Origin of the sequence: Paraburkholderia guartelaensis (assembly GCF_004353905.1) — a bacterium.
Classification (GTDB): Bacteria; Pseudomonadota; Gammaproteobacteria; order Burkholderiales; family Burkholderiaceae; genus Paraburkholderia; species Paraburkholderia guartelaensis.
The window spans coordinates 164777-185935 of record NZ_SMOD01000013.1 but is presented as its reverse complement, the minus strand read 5'-3'; the positions used below and the strand labels follow the sequence as shown (position 1 = coordinate 185935).

21 protein-coding genes are annotated in these 21159 nt (G+C 65.0%); 11 read left to right on the top strand and 10 right to left on the bottom strand.

Going from position 1 to position 21159, the window contains the following annotated elements:
• Positions 1-92 precede the first annotated feature (92 nt).
• From E1N52_RS19035 to E1N52_RS18990, 10 genes are all read left to right on the top strand, one after another.
• Entirely contained in the window at positions 93-464 is a 372-nt protein-coding gene (locus E1N52_RS19035; RefSeq protein WP_028204911.1) for an SMR family transporter, read from the top strand.
• A 144-nt stretch (positions 465-608) separates the two neighbouring features.
• On the top strand, positions 609-1772 hold the full coding sequence (locus E1N52_RS19030) for a DegT/DnrJ/EryC1/StrS family aminotransferase (protein ID WP_133184285.1): 1164 nt from the start codon (positions 609-611) through the stop codon (positions 1770-1772).
• A 195-nt stretch (positions 1773-1967) separates the two neighbouring features.
• Entirely contained in the window at positions 1968-3074 is a 1107-nt protein-coding gene (locus tag E1N52_RS19025) for a glycosyltransferase (RefSeq protein ID WP_133184284.1), read from the top strand.
• On the top strand, positions 3071-4027 hold the full coding sequence (locus E1N52_RS19020; protein WP_133184283.1) for a formyltransferase: 957 nt from the start codon (positions 3071-3073) through the stop codon (positions 4025-4027). The genes E1N52_RS19025 and E1N52_RS19020 overlap by 4 nt, the downstream gene beginning before the upstream one ends.
• Positions 4024-5073: a bifunctional UDP-4-keto-pentose/UDP-xylose synthase gene (locus tag E1N52_RS19015; protein ID WP_133184282.1), complete on the top strand. Its 1050-nt coding sequence runs from the start codon at positions 4024-4026 to the stop codon at positions 5071-5073. The genes E1N52_RS19020 and E1N52_RS19015 overlap by 4 nt, the downstream gene beginning before the upstream one ends.
• A 24-nt stretch (positions 5074-5097) precedes the next feature.
• On the top strand, positions 5098-5994 hold the full coding sequence (locus E1N52_RS19010; protein WP_133184281.1) for a polysaccharide deacetylase family protein: 897 nt from the start codon (positions 5098-5100) through the stop codon (positions 5992-5994).
• A 146-nt stretch (positions 5995-6140) separates the two neighbouring features.
• Entirely contained in the window at positions 6141-6602 is a 462-nt protein-coding gene (locus E1N52_RS19005) for a peroxiredoxin (protein WP_133184329.1), read from the top strand.
• Positions 6603-7001: 399 nt separating this feature from the next.
• Positions 7002-8843 (top strand): PhoH family protein, encoded by a 1842-nt coding sequence (locus E1N52_RS19000; RefSeq protein WP_133184280.1) that lies wholly within the window; start codon positions 7002-7004, stop codon positions 8841-8843.
• Positions 8844-9077: 234 nt separating this feature from the next.
• Positions 9078-10235, top strand: coding sequence for a C40 family peptidase (locus tag E1N52_RS18995; protein WP_133184279.1), 1158 nt, complete (start codon positions 9078-9080; stop codon positions 10233-10235).
• 136 nt (positions 10236-10371) lie between these two features.
• Positions 10372-11178: an SDR family oxidoreductase gene (locus E1N52_RS18990; RefSeq protein WP_133184278.1), complete on the top strand. Its 807-nt coding sequence runs from the start codon at positions 10372-10374 to the stop codon at positions 11176-11178.
• A gap of 63 nt (positions 11179-11241) precedes the next feature.
• Here E1N52_RS18990 and E1N52_RS18985 read toward each other — a convergent pair whose 3' ends face one another.
• The 10 genes from E1N52_RS18985 to E1N52_RS18940 all read right to left on the bottom strand — a co-directional run bounded on the left by E1N52_RS18985 (position 11242) and on the right by E1N52_RS18940 (position 19052).
• Positions 11242-12252, bottom strand: a complete 1011-nt coding sequence (locus tag E1N52_RS18985; protein ID WP_133184277.1) for an inorganic phosphate transporter — start codon at positions 12250-12252, stop codon at positions 11242-11244.
• A 10-nt stretch (positions 12253-12262) separates the two neighbouring features.
• On the bottom strand, positions 12263-12889 hold the full coding sequence (locus tag E1N52_RS18980) for a DUF47 domain-containing protein (protein ID WP_069267536.1): 627 nt from the start codon (positions 12887-12889) through the stop codon (positions 12263-12265).
• Between the two features lie 205 nt (positions 12890-13094).
• The gene (locus tag E1N52_RS18975) at positions 13095-14477 is read right to left on the bottom strand and encodes a replicative DNA helicase (RefSeq protein ID WP_069267537.1); all 1383 of its coding nucleotides are present in this window, start codon (positions 14475-14477) and stop codon (positions 13095-13097) included.
• Between the two features lie 164 nt (positions 14478-14641).
• A complete protein-coding gene (rplI, locus tag E1N52_RS18970) occupies positions 14642-15094 on the bottom strand; it encodes a 50S ribosomal protein L9 (RefSeq protein WP_069267538.1) in 453 nt (150 codons plus the stop codon).
• A gap of 27 nt (positions 15095-15121) precedes the next feature.
• Positions 15122-15397, bottom strand: coding sequence for a 30S ribosomal protein S18 (gene rpsR / locus E1N52_RS18965; protein ID WP_110384466.1), 276 nt, complete (start codon positions 15395-15397; stop codon positions 15122-15124).
• A 2-nt stretch (positions 15398-15399) separates the two neighbouring features.
• Positions 15400-15699, bottom strand: a complete 300-nt coding sequence (gene priB, locus E1N52_RS18960; protein ID WP_028204898.1) for a primosomal replication protein N — start codon at positions 15697-15699, stop codon at positions 15400-15402.
• 45 nt (positions 15700-15744) lie between these two features.
• Positions 15745-16116, bottom strand: a complete 372-nt coding sequence (rpsF, locus tag E1N52_RS18955; RefSeq protein WP_027818337.1) for a 30S ribosomal protein S6 — start codon at positions 16114-16116, stop codon at positions 15745-15747.
• Between the two features lie 197 nt (positions 16117-16313).
• On the bottom strand, positions 16314-17234 hold the full coding sequence (locus E1N52_RS18950; RefSeq protein ID WP_133184276.1) for an anti-sigma factor family protein: 921 nt from the start codon (positions 17232-17234) through the stop codon (positions 16314-16316).
• Positions 17231-18034 carry an RNA polymerase sigma factor gene (locus E1N52_RS18945; RefSeq protein ID WP_133184275.1) on the bottom strand — a complete coding sequence of 268 codons (804 nt, stop codon included), beginning with the start codon at positions 18032-18034 and terminating at the stop codon, positions 17231-17233. The genes E1N52_RS18950 and E1N52_RS18945 overlap by 4 nt, the downstream gene beginning before the upstream one ends.
• Positions 18035-18143: 109 nt before the next feature.
• On the bottom strand, positions 18144-19052 hold the full coding sequence (locus E1N52_RS18940) for a LysR family transcriptional regulator (protein WP_133184274.1): 909 nt from the start codon (positions 19050-19052) through the stop codon (positions 18144-18146).
• 272 nt (positions 19053-19324) lie between these two features.
• Here E1N52_RS18940 and gcl point away from each other — a divergent pair, with 272 nt between their 5' ends.
• Positions 19325-21109, top strand: a complete 1785-nt coding sequence (gene gcl / locus E1N52_RS18935) for a glyoxylate carboligase (RefSeq protein WP_133184273.1) — start codon at positions 19325-19327, stop codon at positions 21107-21109.
• Positions 21110-21159 lie beyond the last annotated feature (50 nt).

Genomic DNA, 21159 nt, shown 5'->3' with positions numbered 1-21159 from the left:
CCGCGCAGACGCGGCCTGCGTGGCCCGGCCCGCGCGGCGGCGCCGGCCCAGCCCCCGCCACAATCCGATAACCCGTTGAACCACCCTTTCCGATGAATCCGATTTCCCTGATCTGCATCCTCGCCGGCGTCGGCCTCAACGCCTGTGCGCAACTGTTGCTGAAAGCGGGTGTCAATGCCGTTGGACACTTCGAATTCAGCCGTGCGAACATCTTGCCCATTGGCCTGAAGCTCGCGACGCAAGTGCCGATTCTCGGCGGGCTCACCTGCTACGTGTTCAGCGTGGTCGTGTGGATCGTCGGGCTCTCGCGCGTGGACGTCTCGATCGCCTACCCGATGCTCTCGCTCGGCTACGTGGTCAATGCGTTCGCGGCGTGGTATTTGTTCGGCGAAGTGCTGAGCGTGCAGCGGCTCGTGGGTATCGGCATCATCCTGATCGGCGTGTTCGTGCTGGCGCGCAGCTAACGCTGCCGCGGCGCGCGCTCCTGGCGCGCATGGCGGGACCGCTTGCAGCGCAGCATATTGCGCCCATATAAGCATTTCGTAAGATGCGCCGCGGCAGACTTGCTGCCCGGCCCCACTTTCTGACGAGCAAAGAGCAAGGCACTCATGACCCAGTCATCCCCGCAGTCGACCCTTCCGTTCCTGCCGTTCGTGCGCCCCGAAATCGACGAGGAAACCATCCAGGGCGTCGTCGACGTGCTGCGCTCGGGCTGGATCACGACCGGCCCGCAGAACCAGGCGTTCGAAGCGGCGCTCTCCGAATACTGCGGCGGCCGTCCCGTGCGCACCTTCAACTCGGGCACGGCGACACTCGAAATCGGTTTGCGCCTTGCCGGCGTGGGTCCCGGCGACGAAGTCATCACCACACCCGCCTCGTGGGTCGCGACCAGCAATGTGGTCTACGAAGTCGGTGCGACCCCGGTGTTCGCCGACATCGACCCTGTGACGCGCAACATCGACCTCGACAAGCTCGAAGCCGCCATCACGCCGAAGACCAAAGCCATCATCCCGGTCTTTCTCTCGGGCCTGCCCGTCGACATGGACCGGCTCTACGCGATCGCCCGCCAGCACAAGTTGCGCGTAATCGAGGACGCCGCACAGGCGTTCGGCTCGACCTGGAACGGCAAGCGCATCGGCGCGATCGGCGATATCGTCTCGTTCAGCTTCCACGCCAACAAGAACCTCACGTCGATCGAAGGCGGCGCGCTCGTCCTCAACGACGAAGCCGAAGCCGTGCTCGCGCAGAAGTACCGCCTCCAGGGCATTACGCGCACGGGCTTCGACGGTATGGACTGCGACGTGCTCGGCGGCAAGTACAATCTCACGGATGTGGCGGCGCGCGTCGGGCTCGGCCAGCTCAAGCACATCGAGCGCTTCATCCGGCAGCGCCGCGAGCTTGCGCGGGCTTACTTCGCGGGCTTCGAAGGCGGCGCGGCGGTTAAGCTCGGCGTCGGCCTGCCGCTCGCCGATTTCGCCAACAGCAACTGGCACATGTTCCAGATCACGCTGCCGCTCGACAAGCTCGCCATCGACCGCGCCGGTTTCATGGGCGAACTCAAGGAGCGCGGCATCGGCTCGGGCGTGCATTACCCGGCCATCCACCTCTTCACGCTCTACCGCGAGCGTGGTTTCAAGGCGGGCATGTTCCCGCACGCGGAGCGCTTCGGCGCAAGCACGGTCACGCTGCCGCTCTTCACGCAGATGACCGAAGCCGACGTGGCGCGCGTGTGCAGCGCGGTGAACGAGATTTGCGCGAAGTTTGCGAAGTAGTTTGCAGAACTGGCGGTAACGGAAGTCGGGGCCTGGCTAAAGCCGCCCTGACGGGCATGGGACCGGAGTCGGCGCTAAAGCTAAGGCGCCAACTCTGGTCGACACAGGGGAAACGCAGGCGGACGGCGCAGCGCACGCGCCGCCGATTTGCGCACGCAGCAAACCGAAGCATCAAATAACGGAATCGACGCACAAATGAGTCAAACGGAACAAGGCACCTTGACCCCGGACACGCCGGAAGTCTCGGTCATCATTCCGGTCTACAACGAGGAAGCCGGCCTTCCCGCGCTGTTCGCGCGCCTGTATCCGGCGCTCGACAAGCTCGGCACCTCGTACGAAGTGATCTTCATCAACGACGGCAGCCGCGACCGCTCGGCCGCGATGCTCGCGGAGCAGTTCCGCGCGCGGCCCGACACCACGCGCGCGATCCTGCTCAACGGCAACTACGGCCAGCACATGGCGATTCTCGCGGGCTTCGAGCAGGCCCGCGGCGAGATCGTCATCACGCTCGACGCCGACCTGCAGAATCCGCCCGAGGAAATCGGCAAGCTCGTCGAGAAGATGCGCGAGGGCTACGACTACGTCGGCACCATCCGCAAGCAGCGCCAGGACAGTCTCTGGCGGCGCAAGGCCTCGCAGGCGATGAACCGTCTGCGCGAGCGCATCACGCGCATCAAGATGACCGACCAGGGCTGCATGCTGCGCGCGTACAACCGCCGCATCATCGACACGATCAACCGCTGCGGCGAAATCAACACCTTCATTCCGGCGCTCGCCTACACGTTCTCGCAGAACCCGGTCGAGGTGGAAGTGGCGCACGAGGAGCGCTTCGCGGGCGAATCGAAGTACTCGCTCTACAGCCTCATTCGCCTGAATTTCGACCTCGTGACGGGCTTCTCCGTCGTGCCGCTGCAGTGGCTCTCGTTCATCGGCGTGATCCTCTCGCTCGGCTCGGCAGGCCTCTTCCTGCTGCTGCTGATTCGCCGCTTCATTCTCGGCGCGGAAGTGCAAGGCGTGTTCACGCTCTTCGCCATCACGTTCTTCCTGCTCGGCGTGATCATCTTCGCGCTCGGTTTGCTTGGCGAGTACATCGGCCGCATCTACCAGCAGGTGCGCGCGCGTCCGCGTTACCTGATCCAGACGATCCTCGAGGAGCGCAATGGCCGCGCCGTCGTCGATACGCCGCGTCAGGATTTCATGCAGGCCGCCGCATTTGCCCAACCGGCTGAACTCGCGCGCCAGGCAAGCGCTGCCGCAAGCCCGGCCACCGCGAATCCGGCCAACGAAGGAGCCGGCCAATGAAACCGCGTGCCGTCGTCTTCGCGTATCACAATGTGGGCGTGCGCTGTCTGCAGGTGCTGCTCGCGGGCGGCGTCGACGTTGCGCTCGTCGTCACGCATGAAGACAGCCCGACCGAAAACATCTGGTTCGGCAGCGTGAAGTCGGTGGCCGAGGAGCATGGCATCGAGGTCGTCACGCCCGCCGACCCGAAGAGCGCCGAGCTGCGCGCGGCCGTTTCCGCGGCGCGCCCGGACTTCATCTTCTCGTTCTACTACCGGCACATGCTGCCCGTGGACCTGCTCGCCCTCGCCGGGCGCGGCGCGTACAACGTGCACGGCTCGCTGCTGCCGAAATACCGCGGCCGCGTGCCCACGAACTGGGCCGTGCTCAACGGCGAAACCGAAACGGGCGCCACGCTGCACGAAATGGCCGCGAAGCCCGACGCGGGCGCGATCCTCGCGCAAACTCCCGTGCCGATCCTCCCCGACGACACCGCCGCGCAGGTATTCGACAAGGTGACGGTCGCGGCCGAGCAGACGCTCTGGCGCGTGCTGCCCGCGCTGATCGCGGGCGAGGCGCCGCATCTGCCGAACGATCTCACGAAGGGCAGCTATTACGGCGGGCGCAAGCCGGAAGACGGCCGCATCGACTTCGGCGAGAGCGCACAGCACGTGTACAACCTGATCCGCGCCGTCGCGCCGCCCTATCCGGGCGCGTTCACCGACATCGGCAACGAACGTTTTGTGATTGCCCGCGCGCGCCTCGTGCGCCCCGGCTCGCAAGACGCCGAAAGGGTCCGCACCCTCGCCGGATTGCCCGTGGGCATCCACGTAAGCGATAATGCGCTTTTCGCCGTCTGCGGCGACGCACGCGCCATCGCGATCCACGAACTGCGGCATCAGCATAACGGTCAGGAGACCGTCATCAGCCCCGCCGCGTTCTCCGAACTCATTTCATCTGTCCCCCGTCCATGACCAAAAAAGTTCTGATCCTGGGTGTGAATGGCTTTATCGGCCACCACCTCTCCAAGCGCATCCTCGAATCCACGAACTGGGAAGTGTTCGGCATGGACATGCAGACGGACCGCCTCGGCGACCTCGTCAAGCATGAGCGGATGCACTTCTTCGAAGGCGACATCACGATCAACAAGGAGTGGGTCGAGTACCACGTCAAGAAGTGCGACGTGATCCTGCCGCTCGTCGCCATCGCGACGCCCGCTACCTACGTGCAGCAGCCGCTGCGCGTGTTCGAGCTCGACTTCGAGGCGAACCTGCCGATTGTGCGTTCGGCCGTGAAGTACCGCAAGCACCTCGTCTTCCCGTCGACGTCGGAAGTCTATGGCATGTGCTCGGACGAGCAGTTCGACCCGGACGCTTCGGCGCTGACCTACGGCCCGATCAACAAGCCGCGCTGGATCTACGCGTGCTCGAAGCAGCTCATGGACCGCGTGATCTGGGGCTACGGCATGGAAGGCCTGAATTTCACGCTGTTCCGTCCGTTCAACTGGATCGGCCCGGGCCTCGACTCGATCTACACGCCGAAGGAAGGTTCGTCGCGCGTCGTGACGCAGTTCCTCGGCCACATCGTGCGCGGCGAGAACATCAGCCTCGTGGATGGCGGTGCGCAAAAACGCGCGTTCACCGACATCGACGACGGCATCGAAGCGCTGATGAAGATCATCGAGAACAAGGACGGCGTCGCCACGGGCAAGATCTACAACATCGGCAACCCGACCAATAACTTCTCGGTGCGCGAACTCGCGCACAAGATGCTCGCGCTCGCCGCCGAATTCCCGGAATACGCGGAAACGGCCAAGAAGGTGCAGCTCGTCGAAACGTCGTCGGGCGCGTACTACGGCGCGGGCTATCAGGACGTGCAGAACCGCGTGCCGAAGATCGACAACACGAAGCAGGAACTCGGCTGGGCGCCGAAGTCGACGTTCGACGAAGCGCTGCGCAAGATCTTCGAAGCGTACCGTGGCCACGTGGCCGAAGCGCGTGCGCTCGTCGAGCAACATTAAGCGTTAGAGAAAGGTCCTCGCCTCTTGGCCCGCATCGTCCTGAAAATCGACGTCGACACGCTGCGCGGCACGCGCGAAGGCGTGCCGAACCTCGCGCGTATCTTCGACCGCTACAAGGCGCGCGCCACGTTCCTGTTCAGCCTCGGCCCCGATCACACGGGCTGGGCGCTGCGCCGCGTGTTGCGGCCTGGCTTTCTCAAGAAGGTCTCGCGCACGTCGGTGGTCGAGCACTACGGCGTGAAGCAGCTGATGTACGGCGTGCTGCTGCCGGGCCCCGACATCGGCGTGGAAGCCGCGGCTGAAATGCGCGCGATTCACGAAGCCGGCTTCGAGTGCGGCATCCATACGTGGGATCACGTGTACTGGCAGGACAACGTGCGCAAGCGTGACGCGCAGTGGACCGCGCGCCAGATGCAGAAGAGCCACGACCGCTTCACGCGGATCTTCGGCACGCCGCCCGTTACGCACGGTGCGGCAGGCTGGCAGATGAACGAGGCCGCCTTTGAGCAGATCGACACGTGGGGCATGCGCTACGCCTCCGACGGGCGCGGTCATTCGCCCTACCGTCCGGTGGTGGCGGGCCGCACGCTGAACCACGTGCAGATGCCCACCACGCTGCCCACGCTCGACGAGGTGCTCGGTGTCGATGGCGTCGATACCGATACGGTCGCCGCATGGATGCTCAAGCGTACCGAAAACAACCCGCACGACCAGGTCTTCACGCTGCACGCCGAACTCGAAGGCCAGAAGCTCGCACCGGTGTTCGAGCAGCTGCTCGCCGGCTGGCGCGCGCAAGGCCATACGTTTGCCACGATGGGCGACTACCATGCGACGCTGGACCCGGAATCGCTGCCATCGTACCCTGTCACCTGGGGCGAGATCGCCGGCCGCTCCGGCCAGCTGATCGTTCAGCCCGACTGAATCCGCCGCCCGCGCGCCGCTCAGTGTCTGCCAGGACCCGCGCCCGCGCAAAGCCCCCCGCCGCGGGCGGCACGCCGTCCCGGCGAAACGGCGCCGTGAGTTGCGGCAACGCCAGCCAATAACAAAGGGAGAGCCACGTGCCTGACGTGACCATCGCAGTCGACCACCCTGTTCCGGACTTCACCGCCCCCGCTACCGGCGGCGACTTCACGCTGTCGAGCCTGAAGGGCAGCAAGGTGGTGCTGTACTTCTATCCGAAAGACAACACGCCGGGCTGCACGACCGAAGGCCTGCAGTTCCGCGACCTCTATCCGAAGTTCAAAAAGGCCGGCGCGCAGATCGTGGGCGTGTCGCGCGACAGCGTGCGTTCGCACGATAACTTCAAGGCCAAGCTCGAACTGCCGTTTACCTTGGTATCGGATGCCGACGAAGCGCTGTGCACGCTCTTCGACGTCATCAAATTGAAGAAAATGTATGGCAAACAGGTACGAGGTATCGAACGCTCGACCTTCCTGATCGACGCGACCGGCGTGCTGCGCCAGGAGTGGCGCGGCATCAAGGTCCCGGGCCATGTCGAGGAAGTTCTGGAGGCTGTACAAGCGCTTTGAGGAGCGTTATATTGGGCTGTAATGAGTGCCTGTCCAACCCTTTTTACGTCGCGTTGCGGCGGTTTCGCAGCCGGTCATGGAATGACCGGAAGTGCGTATCCGAGGCAACGGGACAACACCGAAGTGAAGCCGCTTGCCTCGTCATCCGGGGCGGCGGCTTTTTTGTTTGTTCCGTGCTGTTCTCTCCCGTTTTTCTCCCCGTTCGTGCCGGCTTTGCGACCCGGCGCGCGCAAACGTCAAGGAGCTGATCGAAAACCAGGCGAACCGGCATTTTCTGACCTGAGCGCGCACCTTGCGCAGTAACGGCGGGCGCCTACCCGGCACCCGCACGCACCGCCCGAAAGCGCGCCTTACTGGGTAACCCCGCGACCACTCGACCCGATTTTTTCGAGGGACACCATGCCTTTGCCTACTCCCCCCAGCAAGCTCGGCAACCTGCTGCCGCCCGAAGAATATAAGGCGCGTGCCCGCTCGACGCGCAGCACACGCAAGGCCGCGAGCGAGAACGACGCGGCCGACGTTGCCGAATACGGCCCCGCGAGCGTCGCCGAGCCGATGACGCAGGCCGCCAACGCCGCGACCACGTTGCGCACGGTGCCGCTTTCGAGCGCCAGCGCCGAACTGGCTGCGCTCGAACCGGTCGCACCGGCGCCCGCGCGCAATAAGCGCAACAACAGCAAGCAAGTCGCGGCCGCGCTGCTGCAGCCTCTCGAGGCACGCACGGAAGCCGACGACACGCCCGTTGCGCGTGGCGGCAAACCCGCCTCGGCCAAAGCCTCTGGCGGCGCCGCAGCCCCTGCCACGCGCGCCGGCGCGAAAAAACGCCTGCATCCCGAAGAGAGCACCGAAGTCCAGAAGCTCTTCGTGCTCGACACGAACGTGCTGATGCACGATCCGACCTGCCTGTTCCGTTTCGAGGAACACGACGTCTATCTGCCGATGATGACGTTGGAAGAACTCGACAACCACAAGAAGGGCATGTCGGAAGTCGCGCGCAACGCGCGCCAGGTGAGCCGCACGCTCGACCAGCTGGTCGCCAACGCAGGCCCGATCTCGGAAGGCATTTCGCTGGGCCGCCTCGGCAGCCGCGAAGCGCTTGGGCGCCTGTACTTCCAGACCACGCTCACGCATATCGATCCGGTCGACGGCCTGCCCCAGGGCAAAGCCGATAACCAGATCCTCGGTGTGGTGCGCGCGCTGCAGCGCGACCGGCCGGACCGCCTCGTCGTGCTGGTGTCGAAAGACATCAACATGCGCATCAAGGCCCATGCGCTCGGCCTGCCTGCGGAAGACTACTTCAACGACCAGGTTCTCGAAGACAAGGACCTGCTCTACTCGGGCGTGCGCGCGCTCCAGCAGGACTTCTGGTCGAAGCACGCAAAGGGCATGGAGTCCTGGCAGGACACCAAGACCGGCACCACGTATTACCGCGTGACGGGTCCCGAATGCCTCTCGATGCTCGTGAACGAGTTCGTCTATCTCGAACCGCAGAACGGCGAACCGGCGTTCCACGCGATCGTGCGCGAGCTCAACGGCAAGACGGCGCTCCTGCAAACGCTGCGCGACTACGGCCACCACAAGAACAACGTGTGGGGCATCACGGCGCGCAACCGCGAGCAGAACTTCGCGCTGAACCTGCTGATGAACCCGGAGATCGACTTCGTCACGCTGCTCGGCCAGGCCGGCACGGGCAAGACGCTCGTCGCACTCGCGGCGGGCCTTGCGCAAGTGCTCGACGAGAAGCGCTACAACGAGATCATCGTCACGCGCGCGACCGTGCCGGTCGGCGAGGACATCGGCTTCCTCCCGGGTACCGAAGAGGAAAAGATGCAGCCGTGGATGGGCGCCTTCGACGACAACCTCGAAGTGCTCCAGAAGACCGATGACGCCGCCGGCGAATGGGGGCGCGCAGCGACCCAGGAACTGATCCGCTCGCGCCTGAAGGTCAAGAGCATGAACTTCATGCGCGGCCGTACGTTCGTGGACAAGTATCTGATCATCGACGAGGCGCAGAACCTGACGCCGAAGCAGATGAAGACGCTCGTCACGCGCGCGGGTCCGGGCACGAAGATCGTGTGTCTCGGCAACATCGCGCAGATCGACACGCCGTATCTGACCGAAGGCAGCTCCGGCCTCACCTACGTGGTGGATCGCTTCAAGGGCTGGGCGCACAGCGGTCACGTAACGCTCGCACGCGGCGAACGCTCGCGGCTTGCCGATTACGCGTCCGATATCCTGTAATCCGTTCGCTGGGCGCCGCCTTTCGAGAGCGCCCGTGCAGATGGCGAGGACCGTATCCGGGGAACCGGATGCGGTCCTTTTTTATTGCCCGAGCGTCCCCCAGGCACAACAGTTGGCGTACGAACTTCAAGTAAGTTGTGAAGAATTCTTGCGAAAGCCCTGACGGGCGGGCTACCATCCGCCCATGATCCGTTTTCCCGATGGCGCAAGCGTCGCGCGCGCCACCTCTGCTTCATGCGTCGACTCTGGCTTCCGCTTCTGATCGCAGTCCTGCTTGCCGCGTGCTCCAGCACGCCGCAAAGGGTATCGCGCAGCGGTTCGTCTTCCAGCGAAAACGCGTGGCGCACCAAGCCGCCGGGCTTTCCCGATTTCGTCGATCACAGCGTGGGCCGCGAGGAAATCTCGATCCAGGCGATGGGGCTCGTCGGCATTCCGTATCGCTGGGGCGGCAATACGCCCGATAGCGGCTTCGATTGCAGCGGTCTCGTCAAATACGTGCTTGCGCGCTCGGCCTCGGTGGAATTGCCCCGCACCACGGCCGAAATGAGCATGCGCGGCGAAACGATCGAGCCCGACGAGATTGCCGCCGGCGACCTCGTCTTCTTCAATACGACGGGGCGGCCGCATTCCCACGTCGGGATATACGTCGGCAACCTGCGCTTCGTCAACGCGCCTTCGACCGGCGGCACGGTGCGTCTCGACTATCTGACCAACCCCTACTGGGCCAAGCGTTTCGACGGGATCCGCCGCATGGCGCCGCCCAAGCGCACGCCTTTCGAGACGCCGACCTGGGAAGCGTCTGCGCCGCCTGAACGCGGACCGGCCGTGAGCGCCGCACAACCGGCTGCCGCAATGGCGAGTGTTGCGCCGGCTGCGGCGGCGCAGCCCGCGCCGCGAGCCGTGGCCGCGAGCCAGAACCGCATCGTTGCCGGACCGCAGCCGGCCTATGCGGCAACACCAGCGGCAACGCCAGCCACCACGCCGACGGCTTCCACGGCCGCCCCGGCCGACGCGTTCGAGCCGCCGCCCGCCTCGCTCGGCGCGGCGCAGACTCAGGCACGCGACGCGGGCGCGCGCGCACCCGCGGTTGCGCCCGGCAACAACTCGCCTGCATACGCTGCCAACCCAGCTGCAACCCCCGCTGCCAACCCTGCCGCCAGCGCCCCGCGAGACGCCATCGACGCCGCGGCCGACGCCTTCGAGCCCCCGCCGCCCACGGCAAGCGCAGCGGCGCGCCAGGCCGGCCAGGTGGGCTCGACGCCGATCCAGGCGGCATCGCCAGCCGCAGGCGGCGCGCAGATCATGCGCGCCTCGACAGCCGGTTCAGCCTCGCCCGCCCCGACCCAGTCCAGCGACGACCCCATCGCGCGCTTCGCCAACGGCGGCGACTGAAGCGGCCCCGCCACGGCGCTGAGCGGCGCGTTGCCCATGGCTGGACGGCGTGTCTTGCTTCCAACGGTTTTCGGCGCCCCGCGCCTCTGCTATCGTTTTGGGACCGTTTTTCATACTTTCGCGCAGCGAGGCGACGATGGATCTTGGACTCAGCAAGAAGGTGGTACTCGTGACGGGCGGCAGCAAGGGCATTGGCCTTGCCTGCGCGCGCGCCTTTGCGCAGGAAGGCGCCCGCGTGGCAATAGTTTCGCGCGACCCCGCCAATCTCGCGCGTGCACGTGAGCAACTAGCGAGCGAAGGCCTGCACGTGCACCTCACGCGCGCGGACCTGCACGAAGCGCATAGCGCCGCCGACGTGGTCGAAGAAGTCTCCACCGCGGTCGGCCCCATCGACATCCTCATCAACAGCGCGGGCGCGGCACGCCGCTACGACCCGGAGACGCTCGATGCGGACGCGTTCAGGGCCACGATGGAGGCGAAATATTTCCCCTACATCTACCCGCAGCAGGAAGTCCTGCGCCGCATGGTGCAGCGGATCAAGTCGGGCGAGAGCATGGAGCCCGGGGCCATCGTCAATATCATCGGCATGGGCGGCAAGTTCGCGAGCGACATCCATATCGCGGGAGGCGCGGCCAACGCGGCGTTGATGCTCGCCACCGTGGGCCTCGCGCACTACCACGCGCGCTACGGCATCCGCATCAACGCGATCAACCCCGGCGCCACGCTCACAGAGCGGCTGCAGGAAGCCGTTCAGTTGGAGGCGCAACGCGCAGGCGTCGGCGCGCAAGAGGCGTTGGCGAGCGGCGAGTCGAAGGTGCCGCTCGGGCGCTATGCGAAGCCGGAGGAAATTGCCGATGTCGCGCTCTTCCTCGCGAGCCGCCGCGCGAGCTACGTCACCGGCGCGCTCATTCCGATGGACGGGGCCAGCACGCCGCTGATCTGAAACGCGCATCAGCGCGCTCACAAGGTCTGAAAAGCACTGCGGCGCCCGAAGGCGCCGCAGGTTTTACATGAAGCGGTGACCGAGCCACCAGGCGGCCGCAGCCAGCGTGGCCGAGGCCGGTATGGTCAGCACCCAGGCCCAGACGATGTTGCCCGCCACGCCCCAGCGCACCGCGCTGAGTTTCTGCGTCGCGCCGACGCCGACAATCGCGCCAGTGATCGTGTGCGTGGTCGAAACGGGAATACCCAGCGACGAAGCCGTGAAGAGCGTGAGCGCCCCGCCCGCCTCCGCGCAGAAACCGCCCACCGGCTTGAGCTTCGTGATCTTCTGGCCCATCGTGCGCACGATGCGCCAGCCGCCGAACAGCGTGCCGAGACCCATCGACAGATAGCAGCCGCCGATCACCCAGATGGGCGGTGCGTCCGAGCCGATCGCCGAGTAGCCCGTTGCGATCAGCAGCATCCAGATGATGCCGATGGTCTTCTGCGCGTCGTTGCCGCCGTGGCCGAGGCTATAGAGACTGGCGGAGAGCAGCTGCAGGCGCCTGAAGCGCCGGTCGACCTTGCTTGGCGGTGTGCGGAAGTACAGCCACGACACCGTGAGCATGAAGAACGAACCCAGCACGAAACCGAGCAGCGGCGAGATGAAGATGAACGCCACGGTCTTCATGAGGCCGTCGAAGTTGAGCGAGGCCCAGCCCGACTTCGCGAGCGCCGCGCCCACGAGGCCGCCGATCAGCGCGTGCGACGAACTCGACGGAATGCCGTAGTACCAGGTGAGCACGTTCCAGCCGATCGCGCCCATCAGCGCGCCGAACACCACGTAGTGGTCGACGATATCGGGGTCGATGGTGCCCTTGCCTACCGTCTGCGCCACCTTCAAGTGGAACACGAAATAGGCGATCACGTTGAACATGGCGGCAAATGCCACCGCCTGCTGCGGCTTCAGAACACCGGTGGACACGACCGTGGCGATGGAATTCGCCGCGTCGTGAAAACCGTTCATGAAGTCGAAGATGAGAGCGATGGCGACCAGCGTCGCGACCGCCCAGAGAGCGAGTTGTATCGATTGCATCGCAGGGCGCTCAGGCGTTCTCTAGCACGATGCCTTCGATGATGTTCGCGACATCCTCGCACTTGTCCGTGATCGCTTCGAGCAGTTCGTAGATCGCCTTCAGCTTGATCAGGTTCTTGACGTCGTCTTCCTCGCGGAAGAGCTTCGAGATGGCCCCGCGCAGCAAGCGGTCGGCGTCGGATTCGAGGCGGTCGATGTCTTCGCAGGCCTGCAGGATCTCGCGCGCCTGCTTCATGTCGGAAAGGAGCCCCACCGCCAGCTGCACGCGCTCGGCCGTGGCCGTCACCACGTGCGCCAGCTGGCTCGCCTCGGCGGTCACGGCTTGCACGTCATAGAGCGAAATGGCCGTCGCGACGTCTTCCATGAGGTCGAGGCAGTCGTCCATCGTCGTGATCAGCTTGTGGATCTCGTCGCGGTCGAGCGGCGTGATGAAGGTCTTGTGCAGGAGGTCGATCGCCTCGTGCGTGAGCTTGTCCGCGGCCTTTTCGGAGGCCTGCACATTCTGCTTGTGAACCTCGGCGTCAGCGAGGTTATCGATCAGGAGTTCGAGTTCGCGGCTCGCGGAAACGATGCATTTCGCATGCGCATTGAAAATCTCGAAGAACTTGCCCTCGGTGGGCATGAATCGACCGAACATTGGTATCCCGGAAATTGGTCTCGGATTGCCGTCACGAAGCGGTGACTTCGCGGTCACTTCACGGCAACAAGGCGGCAAAATAAGCGACAGAGCTGACTGTCATAAAACGGCAATATTGTATCGTCAGGCGAGAGCTGCCGCATGGATCGGCAGTCGCCAAAGCGGCATTTGCGCCACTTTGGCGCAAGCCGCGCAACGATTTGCGTTATTCGCCGTAGAAGGTTTGCGCCCCGGCAAAATTGTCGAACTTCGTGTATTGGCCGTGGAACGTGAGGCGAACGGGTCCGATCGGACCATTACGCTGCTTGCCGATGATGATTTCGGCCGTACCCTTGTCGGGACTGTCGGGGTTGTAGACTTCGTCGCGATAGATGAACAGGATGACGTCCGCGTCCTGTTCGATTGCGCCCGATTCGCGCAGGTCCGACATCACCGGCCGCTTGTTCGGACGCTGCTCCAGGCCGCGGTTCAGCTGCGAGAGCGCGATCACCGGGACATCCAGTTCCTTCGCCAGGCTCTTGAGCGAGCGCGAAATTTCCGAAATTTCGGTCGCGCGGTTCTCGCCCGTGCCCGAGCCGCTCATGAGCTGCAGGTAGTCGATGATGATGAGCCCGAGCTTGCCGCACTGGCGCGACAGACGTCGCGCGCGCGAGCGCAATTCCATCGGGTTCAGGCCACCCGTTTCGTCGATGAAGATCTGCGCCTCGCTCATTTTCTGCACGGCGTGCGTGAGCTTCGGCCAATCTTCGTCGGTGAGGCGCCCCGTACGCATGCGGTGCTGATCCAGGCGGCCAACCGACCCGAGCATACGCATGATGAGCTGCGTGCCCGGCATTTCCATGGAGAACACCGCCACCGGCAGACCATACTCCACGGCCACGTACTCGCCGATATTCATCGAGAACGCGGTCTTACCCATCGATGGGCGCCCTGCCACGATGATCAGCTCGCCGCCGTGCATGCCCGACGTCATGCGGTCGAGGTCCATGAAGCCCGTGGGCGTGCCCGTCACGTCGCTCGGATTGGCCGTGTGATAGAGCGTGTCGATGCGCTCCACGACCTGTGTGAGCAGCGGCCCGATTTCGAGGAAGCCCTGGGTACCGCGCGCGCCGTCTTCGGCGATCGAGAACACCTTCGACTCGGCCTCGTCGAGCAGCTGGCGCACTTCCTTGCCCTGCGGGTTGAAGGCGTCGGCGGAAATTTCGTCGGCGACGGAAACGAGGCGGCGCAGCACCGCGCGGTCACGCACGATTTCCGCGTAGCGGCGGATGTTCGCGGCGCTCGGCGTGTTCTGCGCGAGCGCGTTCAGGTACGCGAGGCCGCCCACGTCATCCGCTTTGCCCGAGGTGCCGAGCGCCTCGTACACCGTCACCACGTCGGCCGGGCGCGTGGCGGCGATCAGCCGGCCAATGTGCTCGAAGATGATGCGGTGATCGTAGCGATAGAAGTCGCTTTGCGAGAGGAAGTCGGCAATCCGGTCCCATGCGCCGTTATCCAGCAGCAGGCCGCCGAGCACCGATTGCTCGGCTTCGATCGAATGCGGCGGGACTTTCAGCGAGTCGAGTTGGGGATCTTTCGGAGCGTTCATGGAGGGCAATTATCGGACAAGGGGGTGCCTCGAACAAGCTTGAAAACTTGCAACGAGCGTAGCGTCCAGGCAGCGCACAACAAAAAAGGCAGAAGCCCTGCGGCTCCTGCCCTTCCTGAGTCTTGCGTCAAACCATGCGGCCCGCGAGGGCCGCACGTGGGTACTTAGGCGTGCTCGCCCAGCACCGACACCGTGACGTCGACGAGGACGTCGGTGTGCAGCGCAACCTGCACCGGGTGGTCGCCCACCATCTTCAGCGGGCCTTCCGGCAGACGCACTTGCGCCTTTTCCACTGCGAAGCCTTGCTTCGTGAGCGCAACGGCGATGTCCGCGTTCGTGACCGAACCGAACAGGCGGCCGTCCACGCCGGCCTTCTGGCCGATCTGGACGGTCAGGCCGTTCAGCTTTTCGCCTTCGGCTTGCGCTGCTGCCAGCTTTTCAGCGGCGACCTTCTCGAGTTCTGCGCGGCGGACTTCGAATTCAGCGATTGCGTCCTTCGTAGCACGGCGTGCCTTCTTGTTCGGGATCAGGAAGTTACGTGCGTAACCGTCCTTCACCTTGACGATGTCGCCGAGGTTACCCAGGTTGACGACTTTTTCCAGAAGAATGATCTGCATTCTATTGCTCCTTATCGCGTCGTCTTATTAGGCCTTGTGCTGGTCGGTGTACGGCATCAGCGCGAGGAAACGCGCGCGCTTGATAGCCGTGTCCAGCTGACGCTGATAGTGGGCCTTCGTACCCGTCAGACGAGCCGGCGTGATCTTGCCGTTTTCGCCGATGAAGTCCTTCAGCGTATCGAGGTCCTTGTAGTCGATCTGCTCGACGCCTGCAGCCGTGAAGCGGCAGAACTTCTTACGCTTGAAGAGCGGGTTTTGTTGCTGACGACGCTTGTCGAATTTCTTACCAGTCGGGCGGGGCATGATTAGTCCTTTCCTGTGCCTTGCATTTCGGTGATGTGAAACACCAGGGTTCGCGCATTGCGGTGCTTTTTCGCCAGAAAACCGGTGAAGAGCGCTTCCACGCCCATCTCACAGCTTTCTACGAGACCGCAGGCCTTGCCGGCCGCCACCGCGGGCATCGTGAGTTCGACGAAGCGGGGAATGCCGGCTTCGACGACCTCCGTGCGGTGCTGCAACGTGACGCTTGCGATCGGAACGCCGGCGGGGGTATACCGCACCGGTTCGCGTTCGACGACGCTAGCGGTAAGTTGAAGCCTGTTCACGCGGGGTTGGCTATGACTTTGCTTGAATCCTGATGGCTTACGTACTTAAGCCTGCGCTTCGGTCGGCTGGGCAGCCGCCTTCTTGGCTTCTTCGCGCTGCACTTCCTTCATCATCGGCGACGGGCCGGTTTCGGCCTTCTTCATCTTGACGATGAGGTGACGCAGAACAGCGTCGTTGAACTTGAACGCGTGTTCCAGTTCGTCGAGCGTGGTCTGGTCGCATTCGATGTTCATGCAGACGTAGTGAGCCTTCGCGAGTTTCTCGATCATGTAGGCCAGTTGACGACGGCCCCAGTCTTCGATGCGGTGGATCTGGCCACCGTGCGAGGTGATCGTGCTCTTGTAGCGCTCGATCATGGCGGGCACTTGCTCGCTCTGATCGGGATGCACGATGAAGACGATTTCGTAATGACGCATGTATCACTCCTTGTGGATTAAAGCCACCCGGGCGTCGGAACCGGTGCGGCAAGTGAGAAGCCGAAGATTGTAGCGCGGATGGGCTACACACGCAAGCCAGATCGTGCGTTCGGGCAATGAATCGGGCGTGTTTTCAATGACTTGCGCGGCGAGGAGCGCCGTGAAGGCGCCCCTGTGCGCCCGTGTGAGGCGACAGCCTAGCTGCCGGCCGCCTCGCTCGCGCCGCTCGCCAGACGGGCGTCGAGCGCCGCGCGCAGGCCGTCGAGCGCGTCCGCACCGGCATCCGACACGGCCCACAAGGTCATGCCCGCCGCCTGCCAGCGCAGGAGTGCGTAGCCTTCGCTCGAACTCTGCGGCGCGGCGCCCGAGACGGCAGGCCCGTTCGCGCCTGGCGGGAACACATAGACATCGATCACGTGCTTGCCATGGTGATAGACGAGCACGGCGACACGTTCGCGCCCCACATAATCGAGACGCCCGCCCGCAAGCGCAAAGCCCTGCTGCGCCAGATCGAAGACAGGCGGCGCGTAGTCGATCCGGCCGTTGAACCACGGCTTCACGGTATGGCGGTCCGTCGAGATCACGTCGATATCGCGGCCCGAAATCTGGGCCCGCACGTGGCTCGACACGAGATCGTCGACGAAGGCGGTCTCAGCGGCCGGGCGGCGCAGATGCAACGTGGCGATCACCGCCAGCGCGCAAAGGATCAGCACCGCGCAGCCGAACCACGCGAGCGTGGCCGCGCGCGGACCCGCGTTGACGGACGCCGCGCCCCAGCCATGGCCGCCCAGGTCGTCCCGCACCCCGCCGCCCGGCCACCAGTTGCGCACCCAGGCACGCCAGCCTCGCGAGTCGCGCGCAGGGACCGGCGAAGGCGCTGCTTTCGCAGGCGCCGCGTCTGTCGCCGGCAGTGCCGCGACGATACGCGCAGCAAGCCCAGCCGGCGCACGGTGGTATGGCGCGGAACGGATCATTTGAGAGATGGCCTGCGCATCGTCGGCGACACGGCGGCACTGCTCGCAGCCCGCGAGGTGCTCGCGTACTCGCCATTCGTCGGCGGCGGAGAGTTCGCGGTCGACGCTCGCGTCGACCAGCGGGCGCGCTTCGTTACAGTTCATCGGGCGCCTCCGTCGTTCGGGCCTTCGGTTTGAGAGCGAGGGCGCAACGGCGCTCCGCCGTCGGCGGCCGGTTCCTCGCGGAACCGACCGCCGTTCCCCCGGCCGGATGGTCTCCTGGCTTGATTGCTTCCCCCGACTCCTGCCCTGTCGTCCGCGCAGCCGTGGGCGCGGACAACCGAATCGCTCGCAGTCTCATCGACTGCACTACCCGCCGTGGGCGTATCGCGCTCGCCGCCGCGGTATGCCGCCAGCAGCGTCGCCAAACGCCTGCGGCCTCGTGCGAGCCGCGACATCACGGTGCCGAGCGGCAGATCGGCGATCGCCGCGATCTCGCGGTAGCCCAACTCCTCCAGCTCGCGCAGCACCAGCACTTCCCGATACTCCACCGGCAGGCGCCTGAGCGCGTCGTGCACGTGACGGGTGTCCTCGGCGCGGATCGCGAGCGTCTCGGGATCGACGCCGCCCGTTTCCCAGCCTTCGAGCGGCGCGTCGTCGCGCAACTCGTCGAACGGCGCCACCTCTTCCGCACCCGCGCGCCGCCGCCATTCGTCGTACCAGACGCGCCGCACGATCGCGAGCACCCAGGGGCGGGCCTCGTCGCCGCGAAACGCGTCGAAGAAGCGAAACGCCCGCAGAAACGCCTCCTGGACGATATCTTCCGCGTCGCCCGGGTTGCGCGAGAGCCAGCGCGCGAGGTTGTAGGCCGCATCGAGATGCGGCAGCGCCAGCGCCTGAAAGCGGCGGCTGCGTGCGGCCTCATCCTGCTCGTACGCGGTTTCTCCCACGTGGTCCCCTCGCATCTTCGTTTGGCTTGCGCGACCGTGGCCGCATACAGGCACTACCGAAGCTCGGGCCAGTTTATTCCCGCTCCGTGTGCACGAAAACGAAAAATAAATTCGAAGCGCGCGACTACACGCCGGCCCAGTACCCCGGCCGCGCGTAGACCTCCTTGAGATAGTCGATGAAGTAGCGCACGCGCGCCGGCACGTAGCGCTGCTGCGGATACACCGCGAGGATGTCGTAATCGGGCAGCGCGTACTCGTCGAGCACCGTTTCGAGTTCGCCGCGCGCGAGCTGGGCGTCGATCTCCCAGGTCGACCGCCAGCCAAGACCGAGGCTCTCGGTCACCCAGCGGTGCAGCAGCTCGCCGTCGTTACAGTCGAGCGTGCCGCCCACGCGCACGGTGACGAGCTTGCCGCCGCGGCTAAAGTACCAGCCGCGGTTCTGGCCGCCCTGCAGATTGAACGCGAGGCAATTGTGGTTCGGCAGGTCTTCGAGCGTTTTCGGCCGCCCGTGCTTGCGGAAATACTCGGGCGTGCCGCACACCACGCGCCGGTTGGTGGCGAGCTTCACAGCAACGAAGTTCGGGTCCACCGCGCCGCCGATGCGGATCGACAGGTCGTAGCCCTCGCGCACCAGATCGACCACGCGGTCGGTGAGATTGAACGACACCTGGAGTTCGGGCTTGTCGGCGAGAAACTCGGGCGCGAGCGGCGCCACGTGTTTGCGCCCGAACGCCGCCGGCGCCGAGACGATCAGATGGCCGCTCACCACCTGACGCCCGGCGGACAGCTCGTTCTCGGCCTGATCCCAGTCGGCGAGCAGGCCGCGGCAGCGTTCGAGAAAGGCCGCGCCCTCCTCGCTCACCACGAGCCGCCGGGTGGATCGGTAGATGAGCTTCACGCCCAGGCGCTTTTCCAGCGCGTCGATACGCCGCCCGAGGATCACCGGCGAGACGCCTTCCTCGAGCGCCGCCGCCGCGAGGCTGCCCGCGTCCGCGACGCGTACGAAGGTTTCGATCTGCTTGAAGCGGTCCATCGCGTGTCTCCTGTCGGCAGCACTTGGCGCTTCAGCGCTTAGTGATGCCCCATGCAAAGCTGTCGGCAGCACCTGGCGCTTCAGCGCTTGGTGATGTCCCATGCCGCGCGCCGCAGGCGCCGGCGCGGCCGGAAGCCCCGCCTCGCGGACATTCCATACTTTTTGTTTCGGAATAAACGACTGGGACTGATCTTATCAAACCTTTCCTGCGCCCCTAAAGTGGGCCTCAACGCATCGCCATTCCTCGCATACGAGACATTCAGGAGACAATCATGGCCAAAATGAGAGCCGTCGACGCCGCAGTTCTGGTGCTCGAAAAAGAAGGCATCGATACCGCTTTCGGCGTGCCGGGCGCAGCCATCAATCCGTTTTATTCGGCGATGAAAAAGGCCGGCGGCATCACGCACGTGCTGGCGCGCCACGTCGAAGGCGCCTCGCACATGGCCGAAGGCTACACGCGCGCCACGCCGGGCAACATCGGCGTGTGTATCGGCACCTCGGGCCCCGCGGGCACCGACATGATCACGGGTCTCTACTCGGCCCAGGCCGATTCGATTCCGATCCTCGCGATCACGGGCCAGGCGCCGCGCGCCCGCCTCTACAAGGAAGACTTCCAGGCCGTCGACATCGAGTCGATCGCCAAGCCCGTCACCAAGTGGGCCGTCACCGTGCGCGAGCCGGCGCTCGTGCCGCGCGTGTTCCAGCAGGCGTTCCATCTGATGCGCTCGGGCCGTCCAGGTCCGGTGCTGGTCGACCTGCCGATCGACGTGCAGCTCGCCGAAATCGAATTCGATATCGACACGTATGAGCCGCTGCCGGTCTACAAGCCTAAGGCGACGCGCAAGCAGATCGAAGCCGCGCTCGAGATGCTCAACGCGAGCGACAAGCCGCTGATCGTCTCGGGCGGCGGCGTGCTCAACGCAGCAGCCGAAGACCTGCTCGTGCAGTTCGCCGAAACCGTGGGGGTGCCCGTGATCCCGACGCTCATGTCGTGGGGCGCGATTGCCGACGACCATCCGCTCATGGCCGGCATGGTCGGTCTGCAGACCTCGCACCGCTACGGCAACGCCACGATGCTCGCCTCCGACTTCGTGCTCGGCATCGGCAACCGCTGGGCGAACCGCCATACGGGCAGCGTCGAGGTGTACACGAAGGGCCGCAAGTTCGTGCACGTCGATATCGAACCGACGCAGATCGGCCGCGTGTTCGGCCCGGATCTCGGCATCGTCTCGGACGCGAAGGCCGCGCTCGAACTGTTCGTCGAAATCGCCAGGGAATGGAAGGCCGCGGGCAAGCTGAAGGATCGCAGCGCGTGGGTGGCCGACTGCCAGGAACGCAAGCGCACGATGCTTCGCAAGACGCACTTCGAGAACACGCCGATCAAGCCGCAACGCGTGTACGAAGAGATGAACAAGGCGTTTGGCCGCGACACCTGCTACGTGAGCACCATCGGCCTTTCGCAGATCGCCGGCGCGCAGTTCCTGCACGTGTACAAGGCGCGCAACTGGATCAACTGCGGCCAGGCGGGCCCGCTCGGCTGGACGATTCCGGCGGCGCTCGGTGTGCGCGCAGCCGATCCGACGCGTCCCATCGTGGCGCTCTCGGGCGACTACGACTTCCAGTTCATGGTCGAAGAGCTGGCCGTGGGCGCGCAGTTCAAGCTGCCGTACGTGCACGTGGTCGTGAACAACTCGTATCTCGGCCTGATCCGCCAGGCGCAGCGCGCGTTCGACATGGACTTCTGCGTGCAGCTCGCGTTCGAGAACATCAACGCGCCTGAAGTGAACGGCTACGGCGTGGATCACGTCACGGTTGCCGAAGGCCTCGGCTGCAAGGCGCTGCGCGTGTTCAAGCCCGAAGAGATCGCCCCGGCGCTCAAGCAAGCCCAGGCGCTCGCCGCCGAGCACAGCGTGCCGGTCGTCGTCGAAGTGATTCTCGAGCGTGTGACCAACATCTCGATGGGCACCGAAATCGACGCCATCAACGAGTTCGAGGAACTGGCCGAAAAGCCCGAGCACGCGCCGACTGCCATCAGCGCGTTGAATGCTCTCGACTGAGTGCACCCGCTCACGTCGCACCGCAATACAGGCAGCGCGCACGGCATCGG